This window comes from Actinoplanes sp. NPDC051405 (assembly GCF_055586185.1).
In genome coordinates this window covers 388757-412894 of the sequence record NZ_JBVJIR010000004.1, presented here as the reverse complement: position 1 = coordinate 412894, position 24138 = coordinate 388757, and the positions used below count along the sequence as shown (strand labels likewise).

The following is a 24138-nucleotide window of genomic DNA, read 5'->3' as shown; positions in this document are numbered from 1 at the left end:
GGCGGTGGGTCACCTGACCCACCGCCTCTCGCGGATCCTGCTCAGCGCACCTCGTACGCCCGCAGCACCGTCACCGCGGCGGTGTTGCCCGCGGCGTCAGTAGCGTTGGCCCGCAAGGACACGAACCCGCCCGCGGCCGGGTTGGTGACCCGCACCGTCCGCCGGTCGCCCGTCCCACGCACCGTGGCCGGCTGCCACGTGCGCCCGTCGTCGGTCGAGAACTCGGCGGTCAACGTCCGGTTGGGCCTGGCCGCCGACCCGGACGTTCGTCCTACAGTGACCGGGATGACGAACGCCTTACCGGCCGGCGCCACGTTCAGCTCGTTCACCTGCGGGCTGAACCGCACGCTCGACAGCGGCAGACGCGTCGGCGTCTCTCCGGCCGTCGCCGACCGGAACGTCCAGGCCGCGCTGACCGAGGTCGACAGCCGGAACGGTGCGCCGCGGGTGGCCGACTGCTCCAGCCGGTACTGCGCGTTGCCCGCCGGCACCTCGAACTCGGCGTAGCCGGAGGGCTCCTCGCCGATCAGCTTGCCGCCTGAGTACAGCGCGGTGCGCGCCGTGTCCGGTCGGGCGTCACCCCAGTGCCCCACGCCGTCGCCGAACAGCGGGACGCCGGCCACGATGGTGTTCTCGATCCGCAGGGCGGCGTTGATGTCCCCGCCGACCCAGGGGGCGAAGACCGCACGGTTCCAGTCCTCGGAGTAGGTCCGGCCGGCCCGGTACCGGTTCTCGTCCGAGAACGCGATGCTCAGCAGCTCGGGGAAACTGTCCGGGTCCGTCTGCACTTCCTGGTCGAACTCGCGCGCCCAGGTGGTGGCGCCCTCGGTGCTCAGCCACTCGGTGCGCCGCGACGGCAGGGAGAACGGCAGGCCTGCGGCCCATCCGCCGATGTTCGCACCCAGGTTCGGCCAGTTCAGCTTGACGCCCGTGACGCCCTCGGCCTCCCGGGCGAAGCGGGACCGCACCGTGGCCAGCTCGCCGGCCCGGACACGCTTGGTGAAGCCGGTGTAGAACGCACCCTCCTTGAGGTAGGCGAGGCTGTAGGTGAACGGGGTGTCCCGGAACGACTCGGTCGCCGCGTCGAACTTCGCGAAGGCCGCGTTGATGGAACCGTAGAAGCCCGGCTGCTTGCGGCGCGGGCCGATCTGGCCGAGGAAGAGGTCGTCGCCGGTCTCGGACAACGCGGAGACGCTGACCCCGAACTCGTCGTTGACCCAGTCGGCGTTGGCCGCGACCAGGACCGGTGTCGCGTCCTTGCGGGGCACGGTGATCTTCACCGGTTCCCCGCGGCGGGCGTCGAGCCGGATGGTCAGCGGGCCGTTGACCACGACCTTCGGCTGGACCAGCATCGTCACGTCCTCTTCGCTGTAGATCCAGGTGAAGAGGCCGTACTCGCCCTTGGGCAGCCGGACCGTGTCGGTCGGCTCGGCGCTGAAGACGTCGTAGAACGCGAGCGCGTCCAGCCGGTTGAACGAGGTGACGTGCTCGGCGGGCTTGCCGTCGCGCCCCACGTGCACCAGCTTGACGTCGTAGCTCTCCACCTCGCGGTTCACCGCGACCGGCGTCTCCACCCGCACGTCGCCGGGGCCGGTCGCGACCAGCCGCCCGGTCTTGAAGCCGTCGGTGCCCTCGCCGCTGGTGTCCGCCGTGACCGTGGTCGTGGCGGTGCCGCCGGCCGGCACGGTCAAGCTGGTCGCCGCCAGGGTGAACGTGTCGGATTCGTCGGTCAGCGACAGCGCCAGGGTGATCGGGGCGGTGCCGCCGTTGCGGTAGGTGACGGTCTTGGTGACCGGGACGTCGTCGTCGTGCGGCCACTGCTGCCGGCCGAAGCTGATGCTGCCTTCGTCCACGGACACCGCCTGGCGCACCACGCGGGCCACGTCGACCCGGCCCGCGCCCTGGCCGAACACGTCCACGCCGGGGGCCGGCTTCGCGGCGCCCATGAGCAGGGTCTTGCGCTGCCTGGGCGACCAGCCGGGGTGCTGCTGGGTGACGATCGCCGCCGCGCCGGCGACGTGCGGGGAGGACATCGAGGTGCCGGAGAGGCTCACGTAGCCCTCCCCGGCCGGGGTGCCGATCTGACCGTTGGCGGCGCGGGCCGCGACGATGTCCACGCCCGGCCCGGTGATGTCCGGCTTGATCGCGTCGTCGCCGACCCGTGGGCCGCGACTGGAGAAGTCGGCCAGCTGATCCTCGTCGTCGACCGCACCGACAGTGAGCGCCGAGTCGGCGCTGCCCGGCGAGCCGATCGTCGCGGTGGCTCCGGAGTTGCCGGCCGAGATCACGAAGAGGGCACCGTGGGCCGCGGTGAGGTCGTCGACCGCCTGCTCCAGCGGGTCGATGTTCGCCGTGTCACCGCCGCCCAGGCTGATGTTGATCACCGGGGCGGCCTTGGCGGCCCACTGCATGCCGGCCAGGATCGACGATTCCTCGCAGAACTCGGTCGAGCACACCTTGCCGATCGCCAGCTTCGCACCGGGCGCCACGCCCTTGTACTTGCCACCGGACTTCGCGCCGCTGCCGGCGATGATCGAGGCGACATGCGTACCGTGGCCGACGAGATCGTCGGCGTTCGGGTCGGGGGTGAAGTTCTCGGCCGCCACGATCTTCCCGGCGAAGTCCGGGTGGGTGGCGTCGATGCCGGAGTCGAGGATCGCCACCGTCACGCCGGTGCCGTCCAGGCCCGCCTGCCAGGCCGTCGGGGCACCGATCTGCGGCACGCTCACGTCCAGGTTGAGCTTGCGCTTGCCGTCCAGGTAGATCCGCTCGACGCCCGGGCTCAGGGTGCGGGCCGCGGCCGTACCCTTGGTCAGAGAGGTCCAGAGCTCGGCCCGCGCGGTGCGCTGCGCGCGCACCGCGAGCGCGCTCACCCCACCCAGATCGCGGGCGACGCGGGCCGTCCCGCTGGTCGCCGCGCGGGCGGCGGCGGATCCCTTGCGGTTTCCGGAGCGGGGGTACGCGAGGAGCAACGGCAGCTCGGCCTCGCCGGTGTAGCCGAAGTCGCGCAGTGCGGTGAGGTCGAACAGCCGCTGGTCGAGCCGGCCGCCCTGGACCAGGGGCAGCGCGTCGGCCGGGATCACGTAGTGGTGCCCGGCGGCCTTGCGGCTGAGGAACCTGGTGCCCGCGCGACCGGGCGCGCTCTCGACGCTGGTCCGGCCGTTCGGGGCGACGATCACCCGGTCCCCGGTGATCAGGGTGATGCTGGTCGACGTCGTGGTCACCGGCCCCAGCGGGGCTGAAGGACCGGGTGCCGCACTCGCCGCGGCGGGCGCGACCGCGGCGAGCGCGGCAGCCGTCCCGGCGGCGAGCAGAGCGGCGGGCAGTTTTCGCAGGCGCATGGAAAGGGCCTCCCGTCAGCCGGGCCCGATGACCCAGCTCATCGATGGCCGTAACTCTTGCAGATCGGTGCAAACCATGACGGTCGTCGATTGACGGCTGGTTGACCGGCTGGCAACATTCGCCTCATGGGAGCGCTCCCACCCGCTCCGAACCCTGCGTGGCCGTCCCACCGCTCCGGCACCGGCCGCGAAGTCCTGAGAGGACCCCCGTGACTCCACATCGACGCCGGCGGGCCGGCCGGCTCATCGCGGCGAGCGCCGCGGCCAGCCTCGGCCTGACCCTGCTGACGGTCCAACCGGCCTCAGCCGAGCCGGTCCAGCACATCCCGAACGGCACCTTCACCAGCGGCACCACCGGCTGGTGGTCCACTGAGAACGCGCCCATCTCCGTGGTCGGCGGCCGGCTCTGCGCCGAGGTTCCGGCCGGCACCACCAATGCCTGGGACGTCAGCCTCGGCCACAACGACGTTCCCTTGATCAACGGCGCTGCCTACGCGCTCAGCTTCAGCGCCTCGGCCGGCGCCGCGGTGACCGTCCGGGCCAACGTGCAGCTCAACGAGGCGCCGTACACCACGGCGCTGTCCCGGGCCGTCGCGCTGACCGCCGAGGCGCAGAAGTTCGAGTACACCTTCACCGGAGGTCTGGACTCGGCCAACGGCACGCTGACGTTCCAGCTCGGTGGCAGCGCCGAGGCGTACACCTTCTGCCTGGACGACGTCAGCCTGACCAGCGACGGCGAGACGCCGCCGCCGGCCGGACCGGAGCAGCTCGAGAACGGTGACTTCTCCGAGGGGACCGCGGGCTGGTACTCGTACGGCACCACGGACACCGGGACCGGCGACGGCCGGCTGTGCACCGCGGTGCCGGCCGGGCTGGCCAACCCCTGGGACGCCGGCGTCGGGCAGAACGGCGTGGCGCTCATCGCCGGGTCCTCGTACACCTTGTCGTTCGACGCCTCGGCCACCCCGGGCGCGAGCGTGCGGGCCGCCGTCCAACTGGGCGCCGAGCCGTACACCTCGTTCCTGTCGCGTGACGTCGCGCTGACCTCCACCACGCAGCACGTGGAGTTCACCTTCACCGCATCTGCCGACACCACCGCGGGTCAGGTCGCCTTCCAGGTCGGTGGCAATACCGGGGCGTACCGTTTCTGCGTGGACAACGTGTCGCTGATCGGCGGCGAGGAAGAGCCGCCGTACACCCCGGACACCGGGCCGCGGGTCCGCGTCAACCAGGTCGGCTACCTGCCGGCCGGGCCCAAGAACGCGACCGTGGTCACCGAGGCCACCACGGCGTTCGGCTGGCAGCTCAAGAACGCTTCCGGTGACGTGGTCGCCGACGGCACCAGCACGCCGCGCGGGGTGGACGCCGCCTCGGGCCAGAACGTGCACACCATCGACTTCACCAGCTTCCGCACCGCCGGCACCGGCTACACATTGGTCGCCGACGGGCAGACCAGCCACCCGTTCGACATCTCCGGCACCGTCTACAAGCAACTGCGCTCGGACGCCCTGCAGTTCTTCTACATCCAGCGCAGCGGCATCGCGATCGACGGCGGCCTGGTCGGCGAGGAGTACGCCCGCCCGGCCGGTCACCTCGGGGTGGCCCCCAACCGCGGCGACACCGACGTGCCCTGCCGCGCCAACGCCTGCGACTACCGGCTGGACGTGCGCGGCGGCTGGTACGACGCCGGCGACCACGGCAAGTACGTGGTCAACGGCGGCATCGCCGTGCAGCAGCTCATGAGCACCTTCGAACGCACCAAGACGGCCGTCACCGCCGCCCACGGTGCCGCCCTGGCGGACAGCACGCTGCGGGTGCCGGAGCGCGGCAACGACGTGCCCGACATCCTCGACGAGGCGCGGTGGGAGCTCGAGTTCCTCATGCGCATGCAGGTGCCGGCCGGCAAGCCGCTCGCCGGCATGGTGCACCACAAGATGCACGACGCCAACTGGACCGGCATCCCGATGCAGCCCGAGGACGACCCCGAGCAGCGCGAACTGCACCCGGTGTCGACGGCCGCCACCCTGAACCTGGCTGCCACGGCGGCCCAGTGCGCGCGGCTGTTCGCACCCTACGACGCGGCGTTCGCCGGCAAGTGCCTCACCGCGGCCCGCACCGCGTACACCGCGGCGAAGGCGAACCCGGCGAAGGTGGCCCAGGACCTCGGTGGTGGCGGCGGTGGCTACGGCGACGCCGACGTCAGCGACGAGTTCTACTGGGCCGCGGCGGAGCTGTACCTGAGCACCGCCGAGCAGCCGTACCTCAGTGACCTGACCGCCTCGCCGCACCACACCGGCGACGTCTTCGCGGCCACGGGTTTCGGCTGGGGCAGCACGGCCGCCCTGGGCCGGCTCGACCTGGCCACGGTGCCGAACCTGCTGCCGGCGGCGGACCGCCAGCGCGTCCGCCAGTCGGTGGTCACGGCGGCGGACCGCTACCTGGCGACGCTGAAGGCCCAGGCGTACGGGCTGCCGATGCCCGGCGATGCCGGCAGCTACTTCTGGGGCGGCAACAGCAACATCCTCAACAACGTCGTGGTGCTGGCCACCGCCTTCGACCTGACCGGCAAGGCCGGCTACCGCGACGGGGCGCTGCAGGGCGTGGACTACATCTTCGGCCGCAACGCGCTGAACCAGTCGTACGTCACCGGCTGGGGCGAGCACGCGTCGCAGAACCAGCACAGCCGGATCTTCGCCCACCAGGCGGACGCCACCACACCGCATCCGCCGGCCGGATCGCTGGCGGGCGGGGCCAACGCGGGCCTGGACGACCCTTACGCCAAGGACCTGCTGGAAGGGTGCAAGCCGCAGTTCTGCTACGTCGACCACATCGAGTCGTACGCGACGAACGAGGTGGCGATCAACTGGAACTCGGCGCTCGCCTGGGTGTCGTCGTTCCTGGCCGACCAGGGCACGGGCCAAGCCCCGGCGGCGTCGTCCTGCAAGGCCGAGTACACGAACTACGGCCCCTGGCAGGGCGACGGCGGGTTCACCGCGCAGCTGGCGATCACCAACACGGGCAGCACGGTGGTCGACGGCTGGACGGCACGCTTCGCCTTCCTCGGCGGCCAGAAGCTGCGGGAGGCGTGGTCGGCGGAGGCAACGCAGGCCGGTGCCACGGTGACCGCGAAGAACACCGCGGTCAATCGCCGGATCCAGCCGGGGCAGACGGTGTACTTCGGCTTCAACGCGACGACGCCGGGCGGACCGAACCCGGCACCGGAGCTGATCACCCTCAACGGAGCCGCATGCGGCTGAGGTGAACAGCGGGTCCGGCCGGCACCTTCCGGCCGGGCCCGCTGCCTGTTGTCCACGGTCTGCTCAGGGCGCCGCGTTCAGAAGGTCGAGCACGCTGTGCTGGCAGGAGTGGTTCGTGCTGACGTACGGCCCGGCCCAATGGCTGCCGTACGCGTCGAAACTCGTCCGGCTCTTGGCGTACGCGGAATCGGCCTGCCGCCGCAGGTAACCGTCATAAGGCCGCCCGACGGCCGCGTTCAGCACGCCGAGCCCGCGGATGAACGCGCCCTTGAACGAGACCCCGTCGCCGCTGCACTGGTCGGGCTCGTTGGGCTCGCGCAGGATGCCGTTGTTGTTGAGATACGTGCTCGTGGTGGCCGCGTCGGCGACCCGGCGGGCCACGGTCAGCGCGTTCGCGTCGCCGGTCAGCCGGTTGAGCTGCACCAGCGCGTTGATCAGCACGCCCTGGTTGTAGGTCCACGTGACGTCGCCGTTGTTGCGGCAGGTGCTCAGGTTGAGGCCGTCGTTGACCAGATTCGAGCTGTTGAGCATCCCGGTGCTCTGGAACCACGTCCAGCCGGCCTGGGCCCGCCCGCGGTAGACGCTGTCGCCGCCGATGCGCTGGGACAGGGCGGCGTTGAGCTGGATGTAGAGGCTGTTGGCGACGGCGTTCTTGACGGTCCGGTCCGTACGCCAGTAGATGCCACCGCCGCAGCGCGTGTCCCAGTAGCTGAACATGTGGTCGGCGCCGGCCCGGGCGGTGTTCAGGTAGCGGCTGTCGCCGGTCCGGTCGTACGCGGCCACCCAGGCCAGCGCCCACCAGCCGGTGTCGTCGAGATACTCGTTGCGGAACTGGCCCTGCCGGGAGTTGATGTTCTTGTCGTACGTGGCCGCGATCGCGTAGTCGTAGCTGCGCATGCCGCTGATCCGGCTGTTGTCGATCAGCGCGGTGAGCGCGTTCGCGCCGGTCCACCAGCCGTTGGTGTCGAAGAGCCCGGTGCCCTGGTCGAACCGCATCATCAGGGCGGTGGCCGCGGCGGTCCGCCGGTCCCAGGCGTTCCAGGTGCTGCGGGCCCAGCCGGTGCAGGTGAGCTCGGGCCGGTCACCGGCCTTGCCGCAGGCGCGCAGCACGCCGACGCCGCGTGCGGCCCAGTTGTCGACGTTGAACATGGCGGTGCGCGCACTGCCGGAGCCGGCCGGGACGGTGGTGTCGCCGAGCCGGCTGTCGCCCGACCAGGTACGCCCGCCGTCGAACGAGCGGTCCAGCCAGACCTGGTCGCCGGCCTGTCCGTTCTCGACGGTGGCCCAGATCATCGCGTCGTTGTCGTTGACGTGAACCTTGAACGAGCGGCCGTACAGGGTGGTGCTGGTGGCCACGCGGTCGCCGGGGGAGAGGCCCGGGTCCCGGGCGTCGCAGTAGCGGTTGCAGACGGTGGCGGCCCGCGCGGGTGACGCGGTCTGAACCTGAAGGAGGGCGGTGACGGCGATCGTGAGGACCGCGATCGGCTTGTGACGCATGGGTTACCTCCGTGCCGGTGGGTGCACTGGGTAACTGTTAATAAAGTACACATATTGTTAATAGTCAATGCCTACTCGCCCCGGAACACCGGCGTGCGCCGTTGCAGACTCGCGGCGATGCCCTCGGCGCTGTCGCGGGTCCGCCACAGCGCGGCCTGCTCGGCCAGCTCGTGTTCCATGGCCCGGCGGACCCGCTGCGGCAGGTCACCGCGCAGGGTCGCGCGGATGGATCGGACGGCCAGCGGCGCCACGGCCGTGAACGAGCGCGCCCAGTGCAGGGCCGTCTCGCGGACCCGGCCCGGCTCGGCCAGCCGATCGGCCAGCCCGATGGCGACCGCCTCCTCGCCACCCACCCGGCGGGCGGTCAGCAGCAGATCGGTGGCCAGCTGCCGGCCTACCAGTTCCGGCAGGGTGACGCTGAGCCCGAACCCCTGGTGGAAACCCAGCCGGGCGAAGTTGGCGACGAACCGGGTCGACGGCTCCGCCACCCGGAAGTCCGCGGCACACGCCAGCCCCAGGCCGCCGCCCACCGCGGTGCCCTGCACCGCGGCGATGATCGGGGTACGCACCTCGAACAGCTGCGCCGCCCGCCGGTACAGGCCCTCGGCGCCGACCACCATGTCCCCGGCGAACTCCGCCGAACCCAGATCCGCGCCCCCGCAGAAGTTCTTGCCCTCGGCCGCCAGCACGATCACCCGGCAGCCCGCGTCCTCGTCCAGTGCGCCGGCGGCATCGGCGAGCCGGCCGATCAGCTCGGCGTCGACATGGTTGTTCGGCGGCCGCCGCAGTTCGAGCAGCCCGATTCCGTCTGTGACGGACACCCGTACGTCATCGCTGGATTCCACCAGGTCAGGATGCTCGACGCCGGGCACCCGGCGGCGACCGGCCCGGCGCCGCCCGCGCCGCCGATCACGCGGACGGCACCCGGGTCCGGCGCGGCCTGGCCGCGAGGAGCTGCTCACGCAGGATGTCGGCGTGACCGCAGTGCTGGGCGAGCTCCCGCAGCACCTGTACGTACAACGCCCACATCGACCGCACTTTCCGGCCGCTCACCACATGCTCGAGCCCGAGTCCCCGCACCACCGCCCGCGACTCCTCACACGCGGTGCGGTACGCAGCCTGAACGGACTCGACAGTGTCCCCGGGCCGGAGGATGAACGAGCGGCCCGGGGTGGCGGCGACCCCGAGCTCCTTGAGCGACCGGCCGGTCAGGACGTGCCCGAAATAGAACCTCTCGACGTACGTCAGGTGCTTGACCAGCCCGAGCAGCGTCGTCCGGGACGGGACCAGGGACGCGCGCGCCTCGGCTTCGCTCACGCCCCTCAGGCTGTCGTGCGCGGACCAGCGGTGCTGGTCGAGCAGCTCGTCGAGGCGGGCCCGCAGATCGCGGGTCCAGGGCGGTTGACCCATGGCAGCTCCTCCTCGGTTCAGGCGATGGAGTCGAGCATCCGCAGCACGGCGACCACGTGCAAAGCCCGTTGCCAAATGGCAAGCTGCGGTGATGGACGAGGTGGAGCACGACGTGCTGGCGGGCGTGGCAGGGCGGCTCCGGGAGCTCCGCCGGGCCCGCGGGGCCAAGCTGATCGACGTGGCGCAGGAGACCGGCCTGACCCCGAGCACGCTGTCCCGGCTCGAGACCGGCAAGCGGCGTCCCACGCTGGAGCAGCTGCTGCCGCTGGCCCGGGCGTACGGCACCACGCTGGACGAGCTGGTGGGCGCCAGGGACACCGGCGACCCGCGCATCCACCTGCGCCCGGTGACGTACCGCGGCATGACGTTCGTGCCGTTGACCCGGCGAGCGGGCGGCATCCAGGCGTTCAAGGTGATCTACCCGCCGGCGTCGCGCTGGGGCGAGCCCGTGCCGCGCACCCACGAGGGCTACGAGTGGCTGTACGTCATGAACGGGCACGTCACCCTGCTGCTGGGCAACCGGCGCCTGCGGCTGGGGCCGGGCGAGGCGGCCGAGTTCGACACCGGCGTACCGCACTGGATCGGCAGCGCCGACGAGAGCCCCGCCGAGCTGCTCACCCTGATCGGCATCCAAGGCGAACGCGTGCATCTCGCCACGTCGGCATCCTGAGCGCGGGGCGCCGGTTCACAGCGACAGCAGTAGGGAGCCCGGGCGCCGGTTCACAGCGACAGCAGCAGGGAGCCCGGGCGCCGGTTCACAGCGACAGCAGCAGGGAGCCCGGGCGCCGGCTCACAGCGACAGCAGCAGGGGAGCCCGGGCGCCGTCTTACAGCGACAGCAGCAGGGGAGCCCGGGCGCCGGCTCACAGCGAAAGCAGCAGCAGGGGAGCGGCGGCCGCCCACGCCTGCGGCGAGCATGAATGCGGGTACGGCACCGGTCCGCGCCCCCGCTCACGGGCCAGGCCGGTCATCACCTCGGGCAGCCGGCCGTCGCCGAAGGACGCGGCGGCGAGCAGCCCGTCGGCGATCCGGGCAGCATCGGTACGGCGCCCAGCCGCGGCCAGCCCGGCCACCGCGATCGCCGTGTCATGCGGCCACACCCCGCCGCGGTGATACGACATCGGGTGGTACGGGGCCTGTCCCGCGGCCAAGGTCCGCACGCCCCAGCCGGAGAAGAAGTCGTCCCCGGCCAGCCGGTCGGCCACCGTGGCGGCCCAGTCGTCGGCGAGCAGCCCGCACCACAGCAGGTGTCCCGCGTTCGACGCCGCCGCGTCGACCGCCGTGCCCGTGCCGTCGAGGGCCAGCGCCACGAAGCCGTCCGGCAGCCGGAAGTCGCGGGCGAACCGGTCGCGCAGGTCCGCCGCGGCCGCGGTGAGCGCTGCCGCCCACGCGGGGTCGCCCCACACGTCTGTCGCGAGCCGGGCCGTGCCGAGAAGCGCGCGGTAGGCGTACCCCTGAGCCTCGGCCACCGCGATCGGCCCAGCGGCCCGGGTGCCGTCCCGGAAGACGATGGAGTCGGCGGAGTCCTTCCAGCAGTGGTGCACCAGGCCCGGCAGGTCGGTGCGGTACCGCAGGTAGCCGGTCGCCAGCCCGCCCGGCCCGAGCACCCAGCCCACGGCGGCTCGCGCCGCTTCCTCCAGTTCCTTGGCCGGCAGGTCGTCGCCGGTGACTTCGTGGTGCTCGGCCAGCAGCATGAGGAACAGCGGCGTCGCGTCGACCGATCCGTAGTAGCGGGCGTACGGCACCTCGCCGGTGGTGGCGAGCTCGCCCCGGCGCATCTCGTGGATCACCTTGCCCGGCTCCTCCACCCGGGAGGCGTCGGTCGTGCGGCCCTGCGTGGCGGCCAGCACCCGCAGGGTTCCGGCGGCCAGCTCCGGCCGGTGGTGGAGGGCGAAGAGCGAGCTGAGCAGGCTGTCGCGGCCGAAGACCGTGAGGAACCAGGGCGCACCGGCGGCCGGCACGGCCGCCCCGGGCACGCCGGGTGCCGGCATGCGCAGGGCGTCGAGGTCGGCGAGACCCTGCCGTACGCAGCGGGAGAGGTCATCCTGAGGTGCCGGAGGTGAACCTGCGGTGCGGGCCTGCTCCCCGCCCGACACCGTGATCTCCAGCGTCACCGACTCCAACGGCGGCACGGTGACCGTCCATTGCAGACCGCCGGTGGACAGTCGGGCGGCCGGCGAGGCGTGAATCGTTGTCGTGCGCTCGAATACACGCCGGGTGTAGGAGAAGACCAGCCGGTCCCCGGTGGCATCGGCGTGGCGGACCGCGTCGGACTTGTCGAAGGAGCGCGCCGAGCGCAGCTCGAACTGGTCGGCGAAGTCGGCCGCCAGTTCGTAGCCGACCTTGACGGTCTGCGGCGTGCCGAGGAAGCTCGTCACCTCCAGCGACTCCACCAGGCGGCCGGGCCGAACCTGGCGACGCCGGGTCACCGCGTAGGGCGGATCCTCATGGCGGGCCGTCTCCGGCGCGTAGACGGTGGAGGTGGCGTCGGTGCGCAGCGCACGCAAGGGCGTGGCTCCGGTGTGCGGGCGGTCGCCTCGTCCAGCCTCAGCGGGATGCTCCGGCGGCCCGTCGGGTCCTGGGCGGCCAGCAAGCCGGGCGGGATGTTCCGGCGGCCCGTCGGGTCCTGGGCGGCCAGCAAGCCGGGCGGGATGTTCCGGCGGCCCGTCGGGTCCTGGGCGGCCAGCAAGCCGGGCGGGATGTTCCGGCGGCCCGTCGGGTCCTGGGCCGCCGCCGCCTCGCCGGCTGCGCGATTCCGTGATATCCGTTCCGGGGACGGTCAGCACCAGTCGCGACAGGTGGCGGCAGTCGTCGACGAAGAAGCCGTCCACCGCTGATCCCGTGACGTCCCCGCCGACAACGGTGGTCAGCAGACACGTCGTGCCCGCGACCACCGAATGCCCGCTCACGCCGTCCGGAGGAGGTCGAGGGTCAGCGCCGCGGTCCAGCTGAAGTCGCTCGCGCCGTGGCCCGCGCCGGTCAGCGGGTCGAGGTACTCCCGGAAGCCGGCGATGCGCACCCGGTCCAGCAGGCGCCGGCGCAGATCGTCGGCGAGGGTCGTCTCGCCGTGCAGCCGCAGCCCGTGCCAGACCAGCCAGCTGGTGTTGACCCACCCCGGCCCGCGCCAGTAGCGGCTCGCGTCGTGGTCGGCGGCGGTGAGGTCGTACGACGGCAGCGGGCAGGCCTCGTGCAGCCGGAACCGGTCGCTCAGCGCGGTCTTCACGAGTTCGGCGGCGACCGGCAGGCCCGGCACGATCAGCGGGGCCAGGCCACCTACGGAATAGGTCGGGATGAGGTGGCCGGTGTGCGCATCACGAGGGAAGAACATCCCGGCGGCCGGGTCGTACAGAGTGGACACCAGGGCGTCGGTCAAGCGGGCGGCCGTGGCCAGGTGTGGCTCCGGGTCGTGGCCGAGTTCCGCCGCCATCGACGCGAGTGCGTGCTCGCCGGCGGCCAGCAGCGCGTTGCACAGCGGATCCTCGACCGCGAAGCCGTGCACCTGCAGCGAATCGGCGTAGCCGGCGTCCCGGTAGTCCCGCGCGAGCCGGACGTAGCGGCCGTAGTCGTCGTCGGTGGGCCGTTCAGCGGCGACGCCGTGGTTGAGGTCGCGCCGGGTGAACTCGGTCGTCGGCACCGGGATCACCCGCGACAGCGGGAGGTCCCAGGCCGGGCTGTTGTCCATGCCGGATTCCCACGGATGCACGACCGACATCAGGCCGTCGCCGGTCAGATCGCGGCGGGTCGCCAGATAGCGGTGCCACTGGACCAGCCGTGGGTAGATCCGGGGCAGGAAGCCCCGGGCGCGCGCCTTCGCTGGGTCCGCGAGGTAGGTCGACCAGGCGGCCAGAGCGTGCGCGGGCGGCTGGACGATGCCGGAGGTCGGCACGCCCGGCGCGCCGGGCACCGTCCCGGAGCGCCAGAACGCGGGACCGGGGAAGTAGGCGTCGGCACCCACGTGCGGGTCGAACACGATGTGCGGCACGCGCCCGTCACGCCACTGCGCTCCGAACAACGACTCCAGCTCCCGCTGGGCCCGGGCGGGGGACAGGTGGCGCAGTCCGATCGCGATGAACGCCGAGTCCCAGCTCCACTGGTGCGGATAGAGCGCCGCCGCCGGCACGGTGGCGCACTGCCGCCAGTTCGCGGCCAGCACCCGCCGGGCGCCCCGGTCCAGGTCGATCACGCCGGCCCGCTGACGTCGTGGCGGCGCAGGAAGCCCGGTACGGCAGCGACCGCGGTGGCCGGTTCGCCGCGCAGCCGGCACTCCAGAGCCAGGTAGCCGTCGTAGCCGATCGCGTCCAGGGTGCCCAGCAGCGCCGCCCAGTCGAGGTGCCCGGCACCGGGCTGGAAGCGGTTGGAGTCGCTGACCTGGACGTGACCCAGCGCCGCGGCCGCCTTGACCAGCGCCGACGTGGGCTCGTCCTCCTCGATGTTCATGTGGTATGTGTCGGCCAGCACCTTCAGCGCCGGCAGGCCCACCGCGCCGACGAGCTCGACCGCCTGCTCCAGCCGGTTGACCATGTGGTCCTCGTAGCGATTGAGCGGCTCCAGGGCGAGCGTCGCACCCTCGCGGGCGGCATGCTCACCCAGCTCGGTGAGGCCTTCGAGCAGCACCGCCCGGTCCTCCTCCTCGCTGCGCGGCGGCTCGAACGGGGGCAGCCGCCGGGAGAACATGCCCCAGGAGGCCGGCGTGCAGGCCACCGCGCCGGGACCGCCCACCTCGGCGATCACCGACAGCTGCGACTTGAGCTGGGCCACGGCGTCGCGGCGCAGGTCCGGGTCGAAGGCGCCGAAGAAGTGCCGCATGTCGACGCACACCGACGGCATGGGCACCCCGTCGCGGGCCGCCCGGCGCAACTCGGGCAGCCGGTCGCGGAACGCGAAGTCCCCGTGACCGCGCAGCTCGATGGCGTCGTAGCCGGCGCGCCGGGCGAACTCGAACTTCTCTTGCAGCGTCTGGCCGGGCAGCAACTGCTCCTGGCAGGAAAGCTTGATCACGGGAACTTCAACACCACCTGGAGTGCCTCGTGGGGACGGCGGTCGAGCATGCGGTACGCGGCCGCCGCCTCTTCGACCGGAATGACATGGGTGACGAGCCCGGCCGGGTCGATCTGGCGGTCGACGGCCAGCCTGAGGAACGTGCGGTTCAGGCGAACCTGATCCCAGCGCCCCGCGACATCCGGCGGGACCCCGCCGATCTGCGAGCAGATCAGCCGTACGCGGTTGTGATGGAACTCGTCGCCGAGCCGCAGTCCGACGCCCTCGCCCTGGTAGAAGCCCGCGGCGACCACCCGGCCGTTGACCGCCACCGCGCGGATCGCCTCGTGCAGCGCCGGGTACGAGCCGCTGATCTCGATCGCCACGTCGGCGCCGCGGCCGTCGGTGAGCTGGCGCATCTGCGGACCGACCGTGCCGTCGCGGACGTCGACGACGGCGTCGGCGCCGTACTCCAGGGCCTTCTCGAGGCGGCCCGGCACGGCGTCGACCGCCACGACCGAGCCGCCGGAGAGCTGCACGAGCCGGGTGGTGAGCAGGCCCAGCACACCCTGGCCGAAGACGGCGACCGTCTCACCGAGGTGCACGTCCGCGGCCAGGACGGCGTTGAGCGCCACGGCACCGACCCGGGCGAAGGTCGCCGCGATCGGGTCGAGGCCGTCGGGGACCGTGCAGCCGCGCAGCTTCTCGGCGGGCAGGACGGCCTCGGCGCGGTGACCCCAGATGCCCCACACCTGCTCGCCGACCGCCGGGATGCCCGGGTCGCCGGCGACGTCCGGGGCGACCTCGACGACCTCGCCCACCTCGGAGTAGCCGAGCCCCGCGATCGGATAGCTGAGGCCGCTGGTGTCGTCGACGAACAACCGAAGGTCCGGGTCCCAGGACCTGTTCAGGTACGGGTTGGTGCCACGGTAGGCGGTCAGCTCCGTGCCGGCCGAGATGCCGGAGAAGCTGGTATGCACGCGTACCTGGCCGGGGCCGAGCTTCGCGGTGGGCTGGTCGACCACCTCGACGCACTGCGGGGAGGTGAACTGCACTGTCTGCGGCACTCCGACATTTCACCCTATCGGTCGGGCCATTCGTGGCGGAACGCACAATCTTCCGGCCGATCGCTGTCCTACTTATGTCTCGCCGCCGGGCAATAGTGCGGCGCAATCGCCCCCGGCAACCGTGGTGTTTACGCTACTCACCGTGACCAATTCTGCCGTGAAGCGCTCCTCGGGCAACCAGAATTCGGCCGGGCACCTGCTGTGGCTGGTACGCACCGGACGCGCCCGCACGCGTGGTGAGCTGCAGAGCTACACGGGCCTGGCCCGCTCGACCATCACCCAGCGGCTCGACCTGCTGCGCGCGACCGGCTACCTGCGGGCCTCCGGCGTCGAGGGCTCGACCGGCGGGCGCCCGGCCGAGCTGCTCGAGGTCGACACCGGGCACGGCGTGGTGCTGGTGGCCGACCTCGGCGGCAACCACGCCCGGGCCGCGGTGGTGGACCTGGGCGGGCAGCCGCTGGCCGAGGAACATGAGCCGATCAAGATCGGCCGGGGGCCGGAATCGGTGCTGGGCTGGGTCGACGGCGCGTTCCGCCGGGTGCTGGCCCGGGCCGGGTGGGACCCCGATCGGGTACGGGGCATCGGCGTCGGCGTGCCCGGCCCGGTCGAGTTCGACGTCGGCGTGGTCACCCAGCCGCCGATCATGCCGGGCTGGGACGGCTACCCGATCGCCGACCGCTTACGCCGTACCTGGAACCGCCCGGTCTTCGTGGACAACGACGCGAACCTCATGGCGCTGGGCGAGCAGACGGTCCACTACCCCGGCTGCCCGGCGCTCGTGCTGGTGAAGGTGGCCACCGGCGTCGGCGCCGGCGTGGTCATCGACGGGCAGGTCTACCGCGGGATCGACGGCGGGGCCGGCGACATCGGCCACATCCGGCTGCACGGCCATCCCGAGGCCCGCTGCGAGTGCGGCCTCTACGGCTGCCTGGCCGCGGTGGCCAGCGGCCTGGCGCTGGCCCAGCGGCTCACCGCCGCGGGCACGCCCACGTCGTCGGGGGCCGAGCTGGTCGAGCGGATCCGCTCCGGACACGTCGAGGCCGTGCAGCTGGCCCGTACGGCGGGCAAGCTGGTCGGCGAGGTGCTGTCCACGGTGGTCTGCATGCTCAATCCGGCGGTGCTGGTGATCGCCGGTGACCTGGCGGACATCCACTTCGTCACCGGCGTGCGCGAGGTGCTCTACCAGAGCGCGCTGCCGCGCTCGACCCGCCACCTGGAGGTGACGACGAGCCGGCTGGGTGCCCAGTCGGCGGTGGCCGGCGGGTACGCGATGGTCGTCGATCAGGTCTACGCCCCGGCCGCCGTCGATACCGAACTCGCCCGCATGGTGCCCGCCGATTTGGCCGCTTCTGGCCGATAATGCTCCGATATGGAACGCGACGAGTACGCCCAGCCGGTCGACGTCGGCCTGGTCGGTGCCGGGCCCTGGGCAGCCACGATGCACGGGCCGGTGCTCGCCGCCGGCCCGCAGACCCGCCTCGCCGCCGTCTGGTCGCGCCGCCCGGAGGCCACCGCACACCTCGCGGCCCGGCTGGGCGCGCACGCCGCCGCCTCGTACGAGGAACTGCTCGATCGGTGCGAGGCCGTCGCTTTCGCCGTACCGCCGGATGCGCAGGCCGACCTCGCACCCCGCGCCGCCCGGGCCGGTAAGGCCCTGCTGTTGGAAAAGCCCCTCGCGCTCGACCTGGACGCGGCCCGCGCGCTGGCCGACACCGTCGCGGAGTGCGGCGTGGTCACCCAGCTCGTGCTGACCAAGCGCTATCACCACAGCACGCGAGCATTCCTCACCGCGGCGGCGAGGTTCACCTCCGCCGGAGCACGAGCACGTTACCTGCACGGGGCGTTCCTCGGCGGCGCGATGGCCACCGGCTGGCGGCTGACCCGCGGCGCCCTGTACGACCTCGGCCCGCACCTGCTGGACCTGGCCGACGCCGCCCTCGGCCCGATCGAGGAACTGCGCGCCTACGGCGACAGCCGCCGCTGGATCGAGCTGACCTGCGCGCACCGCGGCGGGGCGATCAGCCAGCTGTCGCTGTCCGGCGCTGTCGGGCTGCCGTCCTCGCAGGCGGGGATCGACCTGTACGGACCGGCGGGGGAGCTGACGCTGGACTTCGGCCCGGTCGACCACCAGGAGTGCTGGCCGGTGCTGCGGGCCGAGTTCGCTGCCGCCGTACGGTCCGGTGTGCCGCACGACCTGGATGTGCGCCGCGGGCTGATGCTGCAGGAGCTGCTCGCCCGGGTCAGTGCCCCGCCCGGCGGGCGGTGAGCAGCACCATCCCGGTCGTCTCGTAGCCGTCGCTGGTCGCGGCCGAGTCGATCCGCTCGACCACCAGGTCGGTGGTCACCGGCGCGAACACCGCGCGGACGATCTCCGGATCCACGGGATAGCCGGGCCAGTGCGGCCCGCTGCCGATCTGATAGCGGCCCATGTTCTCCATGAACGCGGCCACGAGCCATCCGCCCGGGCGGACCGACCCGGCGAAGGCCAGGCACAGGTCACGGAACTCGTCGGCGACCTCGGTGGCGCTCTCCGCGACGAAGTGCATGGAGGCCAGGTCGTAGGTGTCCGGCGCCAGATCGCCGGTGCCACCCCGGCGTACGCGCACCCGCGCGAGCGCCTCGCCCAGGGTGGGCGGCAGCTCGGGCTGCAGCTCCCGGCACCGGCGGTAGAAGCGCTGCCAGCTCTCCTCCGAGCCGTCGCGGAGCTGTTTCTCCAGGTACGCCACGCTGGCCGCGCTGGGCTCCACCGCCTCGATGTCCCGGCTTACGGCGGAGGTGAGCATGAGGGGGTAAAGGTTAGGGCCCGCGCCGAGCTCCAGCGACCGCGCGAAGTAGCCGGGCGGAAAGCGCCGGTAGAAGGCCGAATGGTGCACGAGCACCGCGTCGTCGTCGTGCGCCACGTCCCGGTAGATCTCGTCCAGGTAGTCGGTGACCGGCCATCGGTCCCAGTCCACGTCGCGGTTGTGCAAAGGTGAACCCATGCCCTGATCATGCCGCGAACGCGGATGGCCGGCATCCGTCCGTTTGCTGTTCCGGCAACGGAACTTGTCATTGCGGGGACCGGTGCGCACGCTGATGAGCATGGACATCAACAACATGTACGGCCGGATCGCCGCGACGGACCGGGGTGTGGCCCGATGAGCGGGCACGGACACGGGCATCAGTCCGAGGCCGAGGCGACGGCCATGTTCGAGCCGCCGAGCTGGGACGAGCGCTACTCCGGCCCGGAGAAGGTCTGGAGCGGGCAGCCCAACCCGCAGCTCGTCGCCGAGGTGACCGGCCTGACGCCGGGCACCGCGCTCGACGTCGGCTGCGGCGAGGGCGGCGACGTGATCTGGCTGGCCCAGCAGGGCTGGAAGGTCACCGGCGCGGACTTCTCGGCCAACGGCCTCGCCCGGGCCGCCCGGCACGCCGAGCAGGCCGGGGTGGCTGACAGCGTCGACTTCTGGCAGGTCGACGCCCGGGCGTTCGCGGCCGAGGGCCGGACCTTCGACCTGGTCACCAGCCACTTCCTGCACCCACCGGACGGCGGGATGGTGGAGGTGACCCGGAGATTGGCCGGTGCCGTCGCGCCCGGCGGGCACCTGCTCGTGGTCGGCCACGCGCCGTCCGAGGTGTTCACGCAGCTGTCAGCCAGCCACCGGAAGGCGATGTTCGTCGCCGAGGAGCTGCTGCCGGCCCTGCCTGAGAACTTCGAGCCGCTCGTGGTGGAGCAACGCCCCCGTACTGCGGTCCGCGACGGTGTCACGGTCGAGATCGCGGACTCGACTCTGCTCGCCCGCCGCACGTCCTAGTCACCCTCCGGCCTGGTCCCGATCGCGGGGACAATGCGGCGGCCGTGCGGCCGACGGCGCAGGTCGGCGTCGCGGCTAGCTGCGCGAAGCGCAGGCGAAGGCCGCCTGCTCGACGCTGGGGTGAGGTCAGGATGACCCGTCCGGGGTGTGGTCGGTCCACGTGGCCGGTACCGGAGCCGCGGTCGGCAGAGGTGCTGCGACGGGCGGCGGACAGCCGGCCCGTCCCGCGTGTGGCCAGGCCTGCCCGTCCCGCGTGTGGCCAGGCTGGCTCGTCCCGCGTGTGGCCAGGCTGGCTCGTTCCGCGTGTGGCCAGGCTGGCTCGTCCCGCGTGTGGCCAGGCTGGCCCGTTCCGCGTGTGGCCAGGCCAGCCAGCCCTGCGTGTGGTCAAGCCGGCCTGACCCGGGGGCGGTCAGGCCGGCATGCTTGGCAGTGGCTCACGCCGACCCGCTCCAAGGCGGGTCAGGCGGTCAGGCCGGCAGCCCGGGGAGGCGGTCAGGCCGGCAGCCCGGGGAGGCGGTCAGGCCGGCAGCCCACCCACCTGCTGGTCGACCCAGCTGCGCACCGAAGGCAGATCCCCATAGATGGACGGCGCCGTCGCGCACGTGGAGCTGTTGTTACCGGCGCGGCTGGTCACTCCGATCAACGCCCAGCGCCCGCCCACCGTGCGCACCTGCGGCCCACCGGAGTCCCCGTAGCAGGCGCCGGCGTTGCCGTTGGTGTTGTTGGTGCAGATCTCGAACGCCGCGTCGATGCCGGCGCAGCGGCTGTCCGACACGATGGAGGTGTCGAGCTCATTGGCGACGCGCGGCGTCGAACCGCATCCCCGGGTCGGACACGTCTGGCCCCAGCCGATGATCCGGGTCGCCGTGCCGACGGGACCGGACGCGGTCGGGATAGGTGCAGGTGCGTATGACACGGATGAGGTCAGCTCGAGCAGCTTGATGTCGATCCGAGGGTGGTTCACCGCCCGCCGGACGGAGACCACGGTGCCGCCACTGCTGCGGTCGACGCTGCCGACGCGAACCGAGGCGGGGGTGGGGCAGTGCTTGGCCGTGACGGCCCAGTTGCCCTTGATGAGCGATCCGGTGCAGCCGGAGACGTAGACCATGAACGAGTAGTTCTCGGTCGCGGGGCGGCCGTTGACCACCTGGGTGGCGGGCGGCGGCTCGGGGGAGGGCCCAGCGATCGCGGCGGCCGGCATGAGCAGGCCGGCGGCGGCGACGGTGGCAGCGGTGAGGAGTGTCCGGGCGAGGGTACGCATGCGGTCGTCCTGTCTGTGCCGGAGGAGTGGGACGGCGGGCGGTTGCCCGGACAAACCGTGGCGACGTAGTGATGCTCATCGATACATACCGAACGGGGCCTACCGCTGCGTGATGGCCGCTACGCCGTCTCCGGATAGACCTCCACGTCGTAGAGGAGCCGGACGGGCTCCCCGTTCGAGACGCCGACGAAGACCGGCTCGCCGGCCGGCGTACGGCCACGTAGCCACACCTGCGCCAGGGCGGCTTCCCGGGACGGGCGGTGGATCTTGTCGGCCTGATGCAGATCCAGCACCTTCCGCGCGGTGGTCCGGTCGCTCTCCAGCTGTACGCGTATCAGCGGCATAATTGAACGATGTCCAATCAACTTAACAGCGTTACATCACCTGTCGACCGTACTAGGGTCGGGCGGTGAGCGAAACAGCATCCGGCCCGGGCTCGGTCTGGCTGCGCGACGAGCCGGCCCGCCCTCGCCCCGCACCCTTGAGCCGGGAACGCATCGTCGCGGCGGCGGTGACCCTGCTCGACGAGGAGGGCGCCGACGGACTGACGATGCGGCGCCTGGCCCAGCGGCTCGACGTCACGCCGACCGCGTTGTACTGGCACGTGAAGACCAAGGACGACGTGCTGGACCTGGCGCTGGACCGCGTCTTCGGCGACGTGCCGCTCCCGCCCGCCACCGCCGATTGGCGCGAGGACGCCCGGGTGCTGATCCGGCGCTGGCGTACCGCGATGCTGCGCCATCCCTGGGCCCCGAGCCTGATCGGCCGCCCCATGCTCGGCCCCAACGTCCTCGCCCGCACCGAGTTCCTGCAGGCTGCCCTGACCCGCGGCGGCCTGTCCGAACTCCAGTTGGCGGTGACCACCCGGCTGCTGGCCAACTACGTGATCGGCGCGGCACTCACCGAGGCCACCTGGCGCCGGACCACGGATCCGCAAGCGCAGCGCGAGGCCCGCCGGCACGTCACGGCGGACCCCGCCGCCTATCCGACCCTCAACGCCTCCGGCCACCTCGACGCGGAACGCTGGGACGACGATGTCCTGTTCGACCGCGGTCTCGACGCGATCCTGACCGGGGCGAACCCCTTTGAACCAGGATCCTAGGACGCAGAAGAGGTGGTGTGGTCGGTCATCCAGGCTGGCCAGCAGGCCCGGAGTGTCGTCGGCCGACCCAGCTGGCGATGAAGGCGCTTCCGTGCTGGGGCATCCGGGTGAGCGGCGGGTCGAGGTAGCGGGCAAGGGCGGCCGGCCGCGCCGCCCGGGCGAGCACGGCGACAAGGGCGGACCGCGACAAGGGCGGCCGGCCGCGCCGCCCGGGCGAGCACGGCAACAAGGGCGGCCGCCGCGCTGGGCCGCCGGCGCAGACTTCGTCGGCGTTTCTCAGGACAAGGTGCAGACGCCTACCGCGACCGGGGTACGCCGGTCCGCCCCGACGCGTCGCCCCACACGGCCAGCTCGCCGCGCGCCAGGCACACGATCAGGAGGCCGTCCGGACCGGCGACGGCCCACGACTCGAAGTCCGCGTCGACGCCGACCAGCAACAGCGCGCCGCTGTGGAACGTGATCTGCAGTTCGCCGGTGTCGCGGATGCATGCCGTCCGGATGACGTCCCCGAGCAGGGTCGCGAGGATGTCCGAGGGGTTCTCGCCCGGCTCCACGTCGATCCGACCGCTCGGCCCGTGCAGCTGGGTGACGGTCTCGATCAGCACCTGGCAGCCGCCGGAGAGACCCAGGACGATGGCGTGGCCGAGCCGCACGTACTCCAGCTTGCGCCCGCCCAGCAGGTCGATCGACTGACCTTGCCGCGGGCGCCGTCCGGCGTCCATGTCGGCGACCATGACTGGCAACATGACTACCTCGATCGGCTCATCGGACTGTTGATCACAGGACCGTAGCCCGCACTTTCATAAGAGAGCCTTAAAGACGGCAGCGGATTCCTGACGGCGCGGGGTTGACACTGACGCGGTGCTCTCCGTTAGCCTCGATCCGCGCGCCGGGTACGCGCCGAGACTCGCCGGAAGGCTTGAAGCCACCCCGTGTGATGTCAGGCTGGGCGACGGTCACCGACGCTCTGTCCGCCCGTGCGAGTCCGGGCGTTGAGCGAGGTGCACCATGAAGACGCTGCCCGACAACCCCGATCTCGACCACCTGCGCCGGCAGGCCAAGGATCTGCTCGCCGGCCTGCGCGACATCCGGCCGGACGCGACACTCGCCGAAGCGCAGGCGTCGCTCGCCGAGCAGTACGGTTTCCGCACCTGGACCGACCTCAAGGCTGAGGTCGACCGCCGGCGGGGCCGCGCCGACGTCGCCGATCCGGCCCTGGCCCGGCAGCTCGCCACCCGTTTCGGTCTGGGTGATGTCGTCGGGGAGATGCGGTCCATGTCCCGCCCGGACGAGGTGGGACGGCGCTGGCTGCTGCGGACGGACCGCGGCCGCTGGGCTCCGCGCACTGTGGACGACGTGTATCCGGTGACCGACGGCGAGGACAACGCCCGGTTCCAGGAGGCTGCGGCGCGGGCCGGGGTGACGCTGCCGGCTCCGGTCCGCAGCACCTCCGGCGCCGTGGTCGAGGTGATCGACGGCAGTCGGTGGCGGGTGTACGAGTGGCTGCCGTCCGGACCGCCGTTGGCCGCCCCGGTCAGCGCGACCGTCACCCGCGCGGTCGGGGACATGCTCGCCGCCCTGCACGGGCTCCGGATTCCGGTGGACGGCACCTGCCCGTGGAGTTCGGTGCGGTTCGCCTCTTCCGGCTGGCCTGAACTTGCGGAGGTGGCCGCCGCCAAGGGGGCCGGCTGGGCGCCGGTCCTGGCCGCGGCGGTGCCGACGCTGGTCGAGCTGGAGTCGGTCGGTAACCGGGCCGCACCCACCGAAGCGGTGCTGTGCCACCACAATGTGAGCCCGGGCAACGTACGGGCCGGATCGGACGGCCGGCTCATCCTCACCGGATGGGAACACGCCGGCGGCCTGCCACCCGCCTGGGAACTGGCCGCGGTGCTGGTTTCCTGGGCGGTGAACCCCGGTGGTGGCATCAACGCCGCGGGAGCCCGGGCCCTGGCCGAAGGTTATCGGGCGCGGGCCGGGTGCCTGCCACCGCTGAGCCTGGACGCGTTCAGCGGCACGGCGATCGCCTTGCAGAACTACGTGTGGGGCCAGATCGAGCTGGCGCTCGAAGCGCGCGATGCGGAGGACGTGCGGTACACCGACCGCAACGTCCGGCACTTGCTTACGCATCTGCCGTCCCGGGCGACCTACGAACGCGTTCTGGAAGCGGCTCTCGACCAGCGGTGAGGACCGGCAGGATCATCACGCCGCGGCCCATCGCCACGTGCTCCAGCTTCACCTCGACGCTGTGGCGCGACTCCTGCGCCGGCTGCGGGATCCGGTCGCGGATGTCGGCGGCGATGGTCGCGCGGGTGACCGACAACTCCTGTCCCGAGCACGGGTGGAGAATCACCCGCGGCGACGTCGCCCGCTTCGTCGTCGAGGAGCTCGACCGGCCCCGCTGGTCGCGGCGCGCACCCAGCCTCGCCGAATAAG

General features: G+C 72.2%; 20 protein-coding genes and 1 pseudogene. 8 read left to right on the top strand and 13 right to left on the bottom strand.

Going from position 1 to position 24138, the window contains the following annotated elements; all coding sequences use genetic code 11:
- Window positions 1–41: 41 nt before the first annotated feature.
- Window positions 42–3341, bottom strand: coding sequence for a S8 family serine peptidase (locus tag ACZ6S4_RS12445; RefSeq protein WP_465475022.1), 3300 nt, complete (start codon window positions 3339–3341; stop codon window positions 42–44).
- 209 nt (window positions 3342–3550) lie between these two features.
- Between ACZ6S4_RS12445 and ACZ6S4_RS12440 the strand changes: the two genes are divergently transcribed.
- The gene (locus ACZ6S4_RS12440) at window positions 3551–6598 is read left to right on the top strand and encodes a glycoside hydrolase family 9 protein (RefSeq protein WP_465475021.1); all 3048 of its coding nucleotides are present in this window, start codon (window positions 3551–3553) and stop codon (window positions 6596–6598) included.
- A gap of 63 nt (window positions 6599–6661) precedes the next feature.
- On the opposite strand, the gene ACZ6S4_RS12435 is transcribed toward ACZ6S4_RS12440, so the two are convergent.
- The 3 genes from ACZ6S4_RS12435 to ACZ6S4_RS12425 all read right to left on the bottom strand — a co-directional run bounded on the left by ACZ6S4_RS12435 (window position 6662) and on the right by ACZ6S4_RS12425 (window position 9505).
- On the bottom strand, window positions 6662–8095 hold the full coding sequence (locus tag ACZ6S4_RS12435) for a glycoside hydrolase family 76 protein (protein WP_465475020.1): 1434 nt from the start codon (window positions 8093–8095) through the stop codon (window positions 6662–6664).
- 71 nt (window positions 8096–8166) lie between these two features.
- Window positions 8167–8940, bottom strand: a complete 774-nt coding sequence (locus ACZ6S4_RS12430; RefSeq protein WP_465475019.1) for an enoyl-CoA hydratase/isomerase family protein — start codon at window positions 8938–8940, stop codon at window positions 8167–8169.
- 64 nt (window positions 8941–9004) lie between these two features.
- The gene (locus tag ACZ6S4_RS12425; protein WP_465475018.1) at window positions 9005–9505 is read right to left on the bottom strand and encodes a DinB family protein; all 501 of its coding nucleotides are present in this window, start codon (window positions 9503–9505) and stop codon (window positions 9005–9007) included.
- A 91-nt stretch (window positions 9506–9596) separates the two neighbouring features.
- Between ACZ6S4_RS12425 and ACZ6S4_RS12420 the strand changes: the two genes are divergently transcribed.
- A complete protein-coding gene (locus ACZ6S4_RS12420; RefSeq protein ID WP_465475017.1) occupies window positions 9597–10175 on the top strand; it encodes a helix-turn-helix domain-containing protein in 579 nt (192 codons plus the stop codon).
- A 192-nt stretch (window positions 10176–10367) separates the two neighbouring features.
- On the opposite strand, the gene ACZ6S4_RS12415 is transcribed toward ACZ6S4_RS12420, so the two are convergent.
- From ACZ6S4_RS12415 to ACZ6S4_RS12395, 5 genes and pseudogenes are all read right to left on the bottom strand, one after another.
- Entirely contained in the window at window positions 10368–12011 is a 1644-nt protein-coding gene (locus ACZ6S4_RS12415; protein WP_465475077.1) for a glycogen debranching N-terminal domain-containing protein, read from the bottom strand.
- A gap of 264 nt (window positions 12012–12275) precedes the next feature.
- A pseudogene (locus ACZ6S4_RS12410) lies at window positions 12276–12398 on the bottom strand (glycogen debranching N-terminal domain-containing protein); the annotation flags it as partial.
- A gap of 11 nt (window positions 12399–12409) precedes the next feature.
- A complete protein-coding gene (locus ACZ6S4_RS12405) occupies window positions 12410–13687 on the bottom strand; it encodes an MGH1-like glycoside hydrolase domain-containing protein (protein ID WP_465475016.1) in 1278 nt (425 codons plus the stop codon).
- Window positions 13684–14502, bottom strand: coding sequence for a sugar phosphate isomerase/epimerase family protein (locus ACZ6S4_RS12400; RefSeq protein WP_465475015.1), 819 nt, complete (start codon window positions 14500–14502; stop codon window positions 13684–13686). Before ACZ6S4_RS12400 ends, ACZ6S4_RS12405 begins: the two co-directional genes overlap by 4 nt.
- Complete coding sequence (locus ACZ6S4_RS12395; protein WP_465475014.1) at window positions 14499–15548, bottom strand: zinc-dependent alcohol dehydrogenase; 1050 nt, start codon at window positions 15546–15548, stop codon at window positions 14499–14501. Before ACZ6S4_RS12395 ends, ACZ6S4_RS12400 begins: the two co-directional genes overlap by 4 nt.
- A 142-nt stretch (window positions 15549–15690) precedes the next feature.
- On the opposite strand from ACZ6S4_RS12395, the gene ACZ6S4_RS12390 reads away from it, so the two are divergent.
- Window positions 15691–16908 carry an ROK family protein gene (locus ACZ6S4_RS12390; protein ID WP_465475013.1) on the top strand — a complete coding sequence of 406 codons (1218 nt, stop codon included), beginning with the start codon at window positions 15691–15693 and terminating at the stop codon, window positions 16906–16908.
- Between the two features lie 9 nt (window positions 16909–16917).
- Window positions 16918–17814 (top strand): Gfo/Idh/MocA family protein, encoded by an 897-nt coding sequence (locus tag ACZ6S4_RS12385; RefSeq protein ID WP_465475012.1) that lies wholly within the window; start codon window positions 16918–16920, stop codon window positions 17812–17814.
- On the opposite strand, the gene ACZ6S4_RS12380 is transcribed toward ACZ6S4_RS12385, so the two are convergent.
- A complete protein-coding gene (locus ACZ6S4_RS12380) occupies window positions 17789–18529 on the bottom strand; it encodes a hypothetical protein (protein WP_465475011.1) in 741 nt (246 codons plus the stop codon). The two genes, ACZ6S4_RS12385 and ACZ6S4_RS12380, sit on opposite strands and share 26 nt — an antisense overlap.
- Before the next feature lie 156 nt (window positions 18530–18685).
- Here ACZ6S4_RS12380 and ACZ6S4_RS12375 point away from each other — a divergent pair, with 156 nt between their 5' ends.
- The gene (locus ACZ6S4_RS12375; protein WP_465475010.1) at window positions 18686–19342 is read left to right on the top strand and encodes an SAM-dependent methyltransferase; all 657 of its coding nucleotides are present in this window, start codon (window positions 18686–18688) and stop codon (window positions 19340–19342) included.
- A 517-nt stretch (window positions 19343–19859) separates the two neighbouring features.
- On the opposite strand, the gene ACZ6S4_RS12370 is transcribed toward ACZ6S4_RS12375, so the two are convergent.
- Both ACZ6S4_RS12370 and ACZ6S4_RS12365 read right to left on the bottom strand, forming a co-directional pair.
- A complete protein-coding gene (locus ACZ6S4_RS12370; protein ID WP_465475076.1) occupies window positions 19860–20543 on the bottom strand; it encodes a S1 family peptidase in 684 nt (227 codons plus the stop codon).
- A gap of 179 nt (window positions 20544–20722) precedes the next feature.
- Window positions 20723–20947, bottom strand: coding sequence for a hypothetical protein (locus ACZ6S4_RS12365; RefSeq protein WP_465475009.1), 225 nt, complete (start codon window positions 20945–20947; stop codon window positions 20723–20725).
- A 65-nt stretch (window positions 20948–21012) separates the two neighbouring features.
- Here ACZ6S4_RS12365 and ACZ6S4_RS12360 point away from each other — a divergent pair, with 65 nt between their 5' ends.
- Entirely contained in the window at window positions 21013–21705 is a 693-nt protein-coding gene (locus ACZ6S4_RS12360) for a TetR/AcrR family transcriptional regulator (RefSeq protein WP_465475008.1), read from the top strand.
- 296 nt (window positions 21706–22001) lie between these two features.
- On the opposite strand, the gene ACZ6S4_RS12355 is transcribed toward ACZ6S4_RS12360, so the two are convergent.
- Window positions 22002–22451, bottom strand: coding sequence for a DUF6188 family protein (locus tag ACZ6S4_RS12355; protein ID WP_465475007.1), 450 nt, complete (start codon window positions 22449–22451; stop codon window positions 22002–22004).
- A 262-nt stretch (window positions 22452–22713) separates the two neighbouring features.
- Between ACZ6S4_RS12355 and ACZ6S4_RS12350 the strand changes: the two genes are divergently transcribed.
- Together ACZ6S4_RS12350 and ACZ6S4_RS12345 are read left to right on the top strand one after the other, a co-directional pair.
- A complete protein-coding gene (locus ACZ6S4_RS12350; protein WP_465475006.1) occupies window positions 22714–23889 on the top strand; it encodes a phosphotransferase in 1176 nt (391 codons plus the stop codon).
- Window positions 23886–24137, top strand: a complete 252-nt coding sequence (locus ACZ6S4_RS12345; RefSeq protein WP_465475005.1) for a hypothetical protein — start codon at window positions 23886–23888, stop codon at window positions 24135–24137. Before ACZ6S4_RS12350 ends, ACZ6S4_RS12345 begins: the two co-directional genes overlap by 4 nt.
- The last annotated feature ends 1 nt before the right edge of the window (window position 24138 follow it).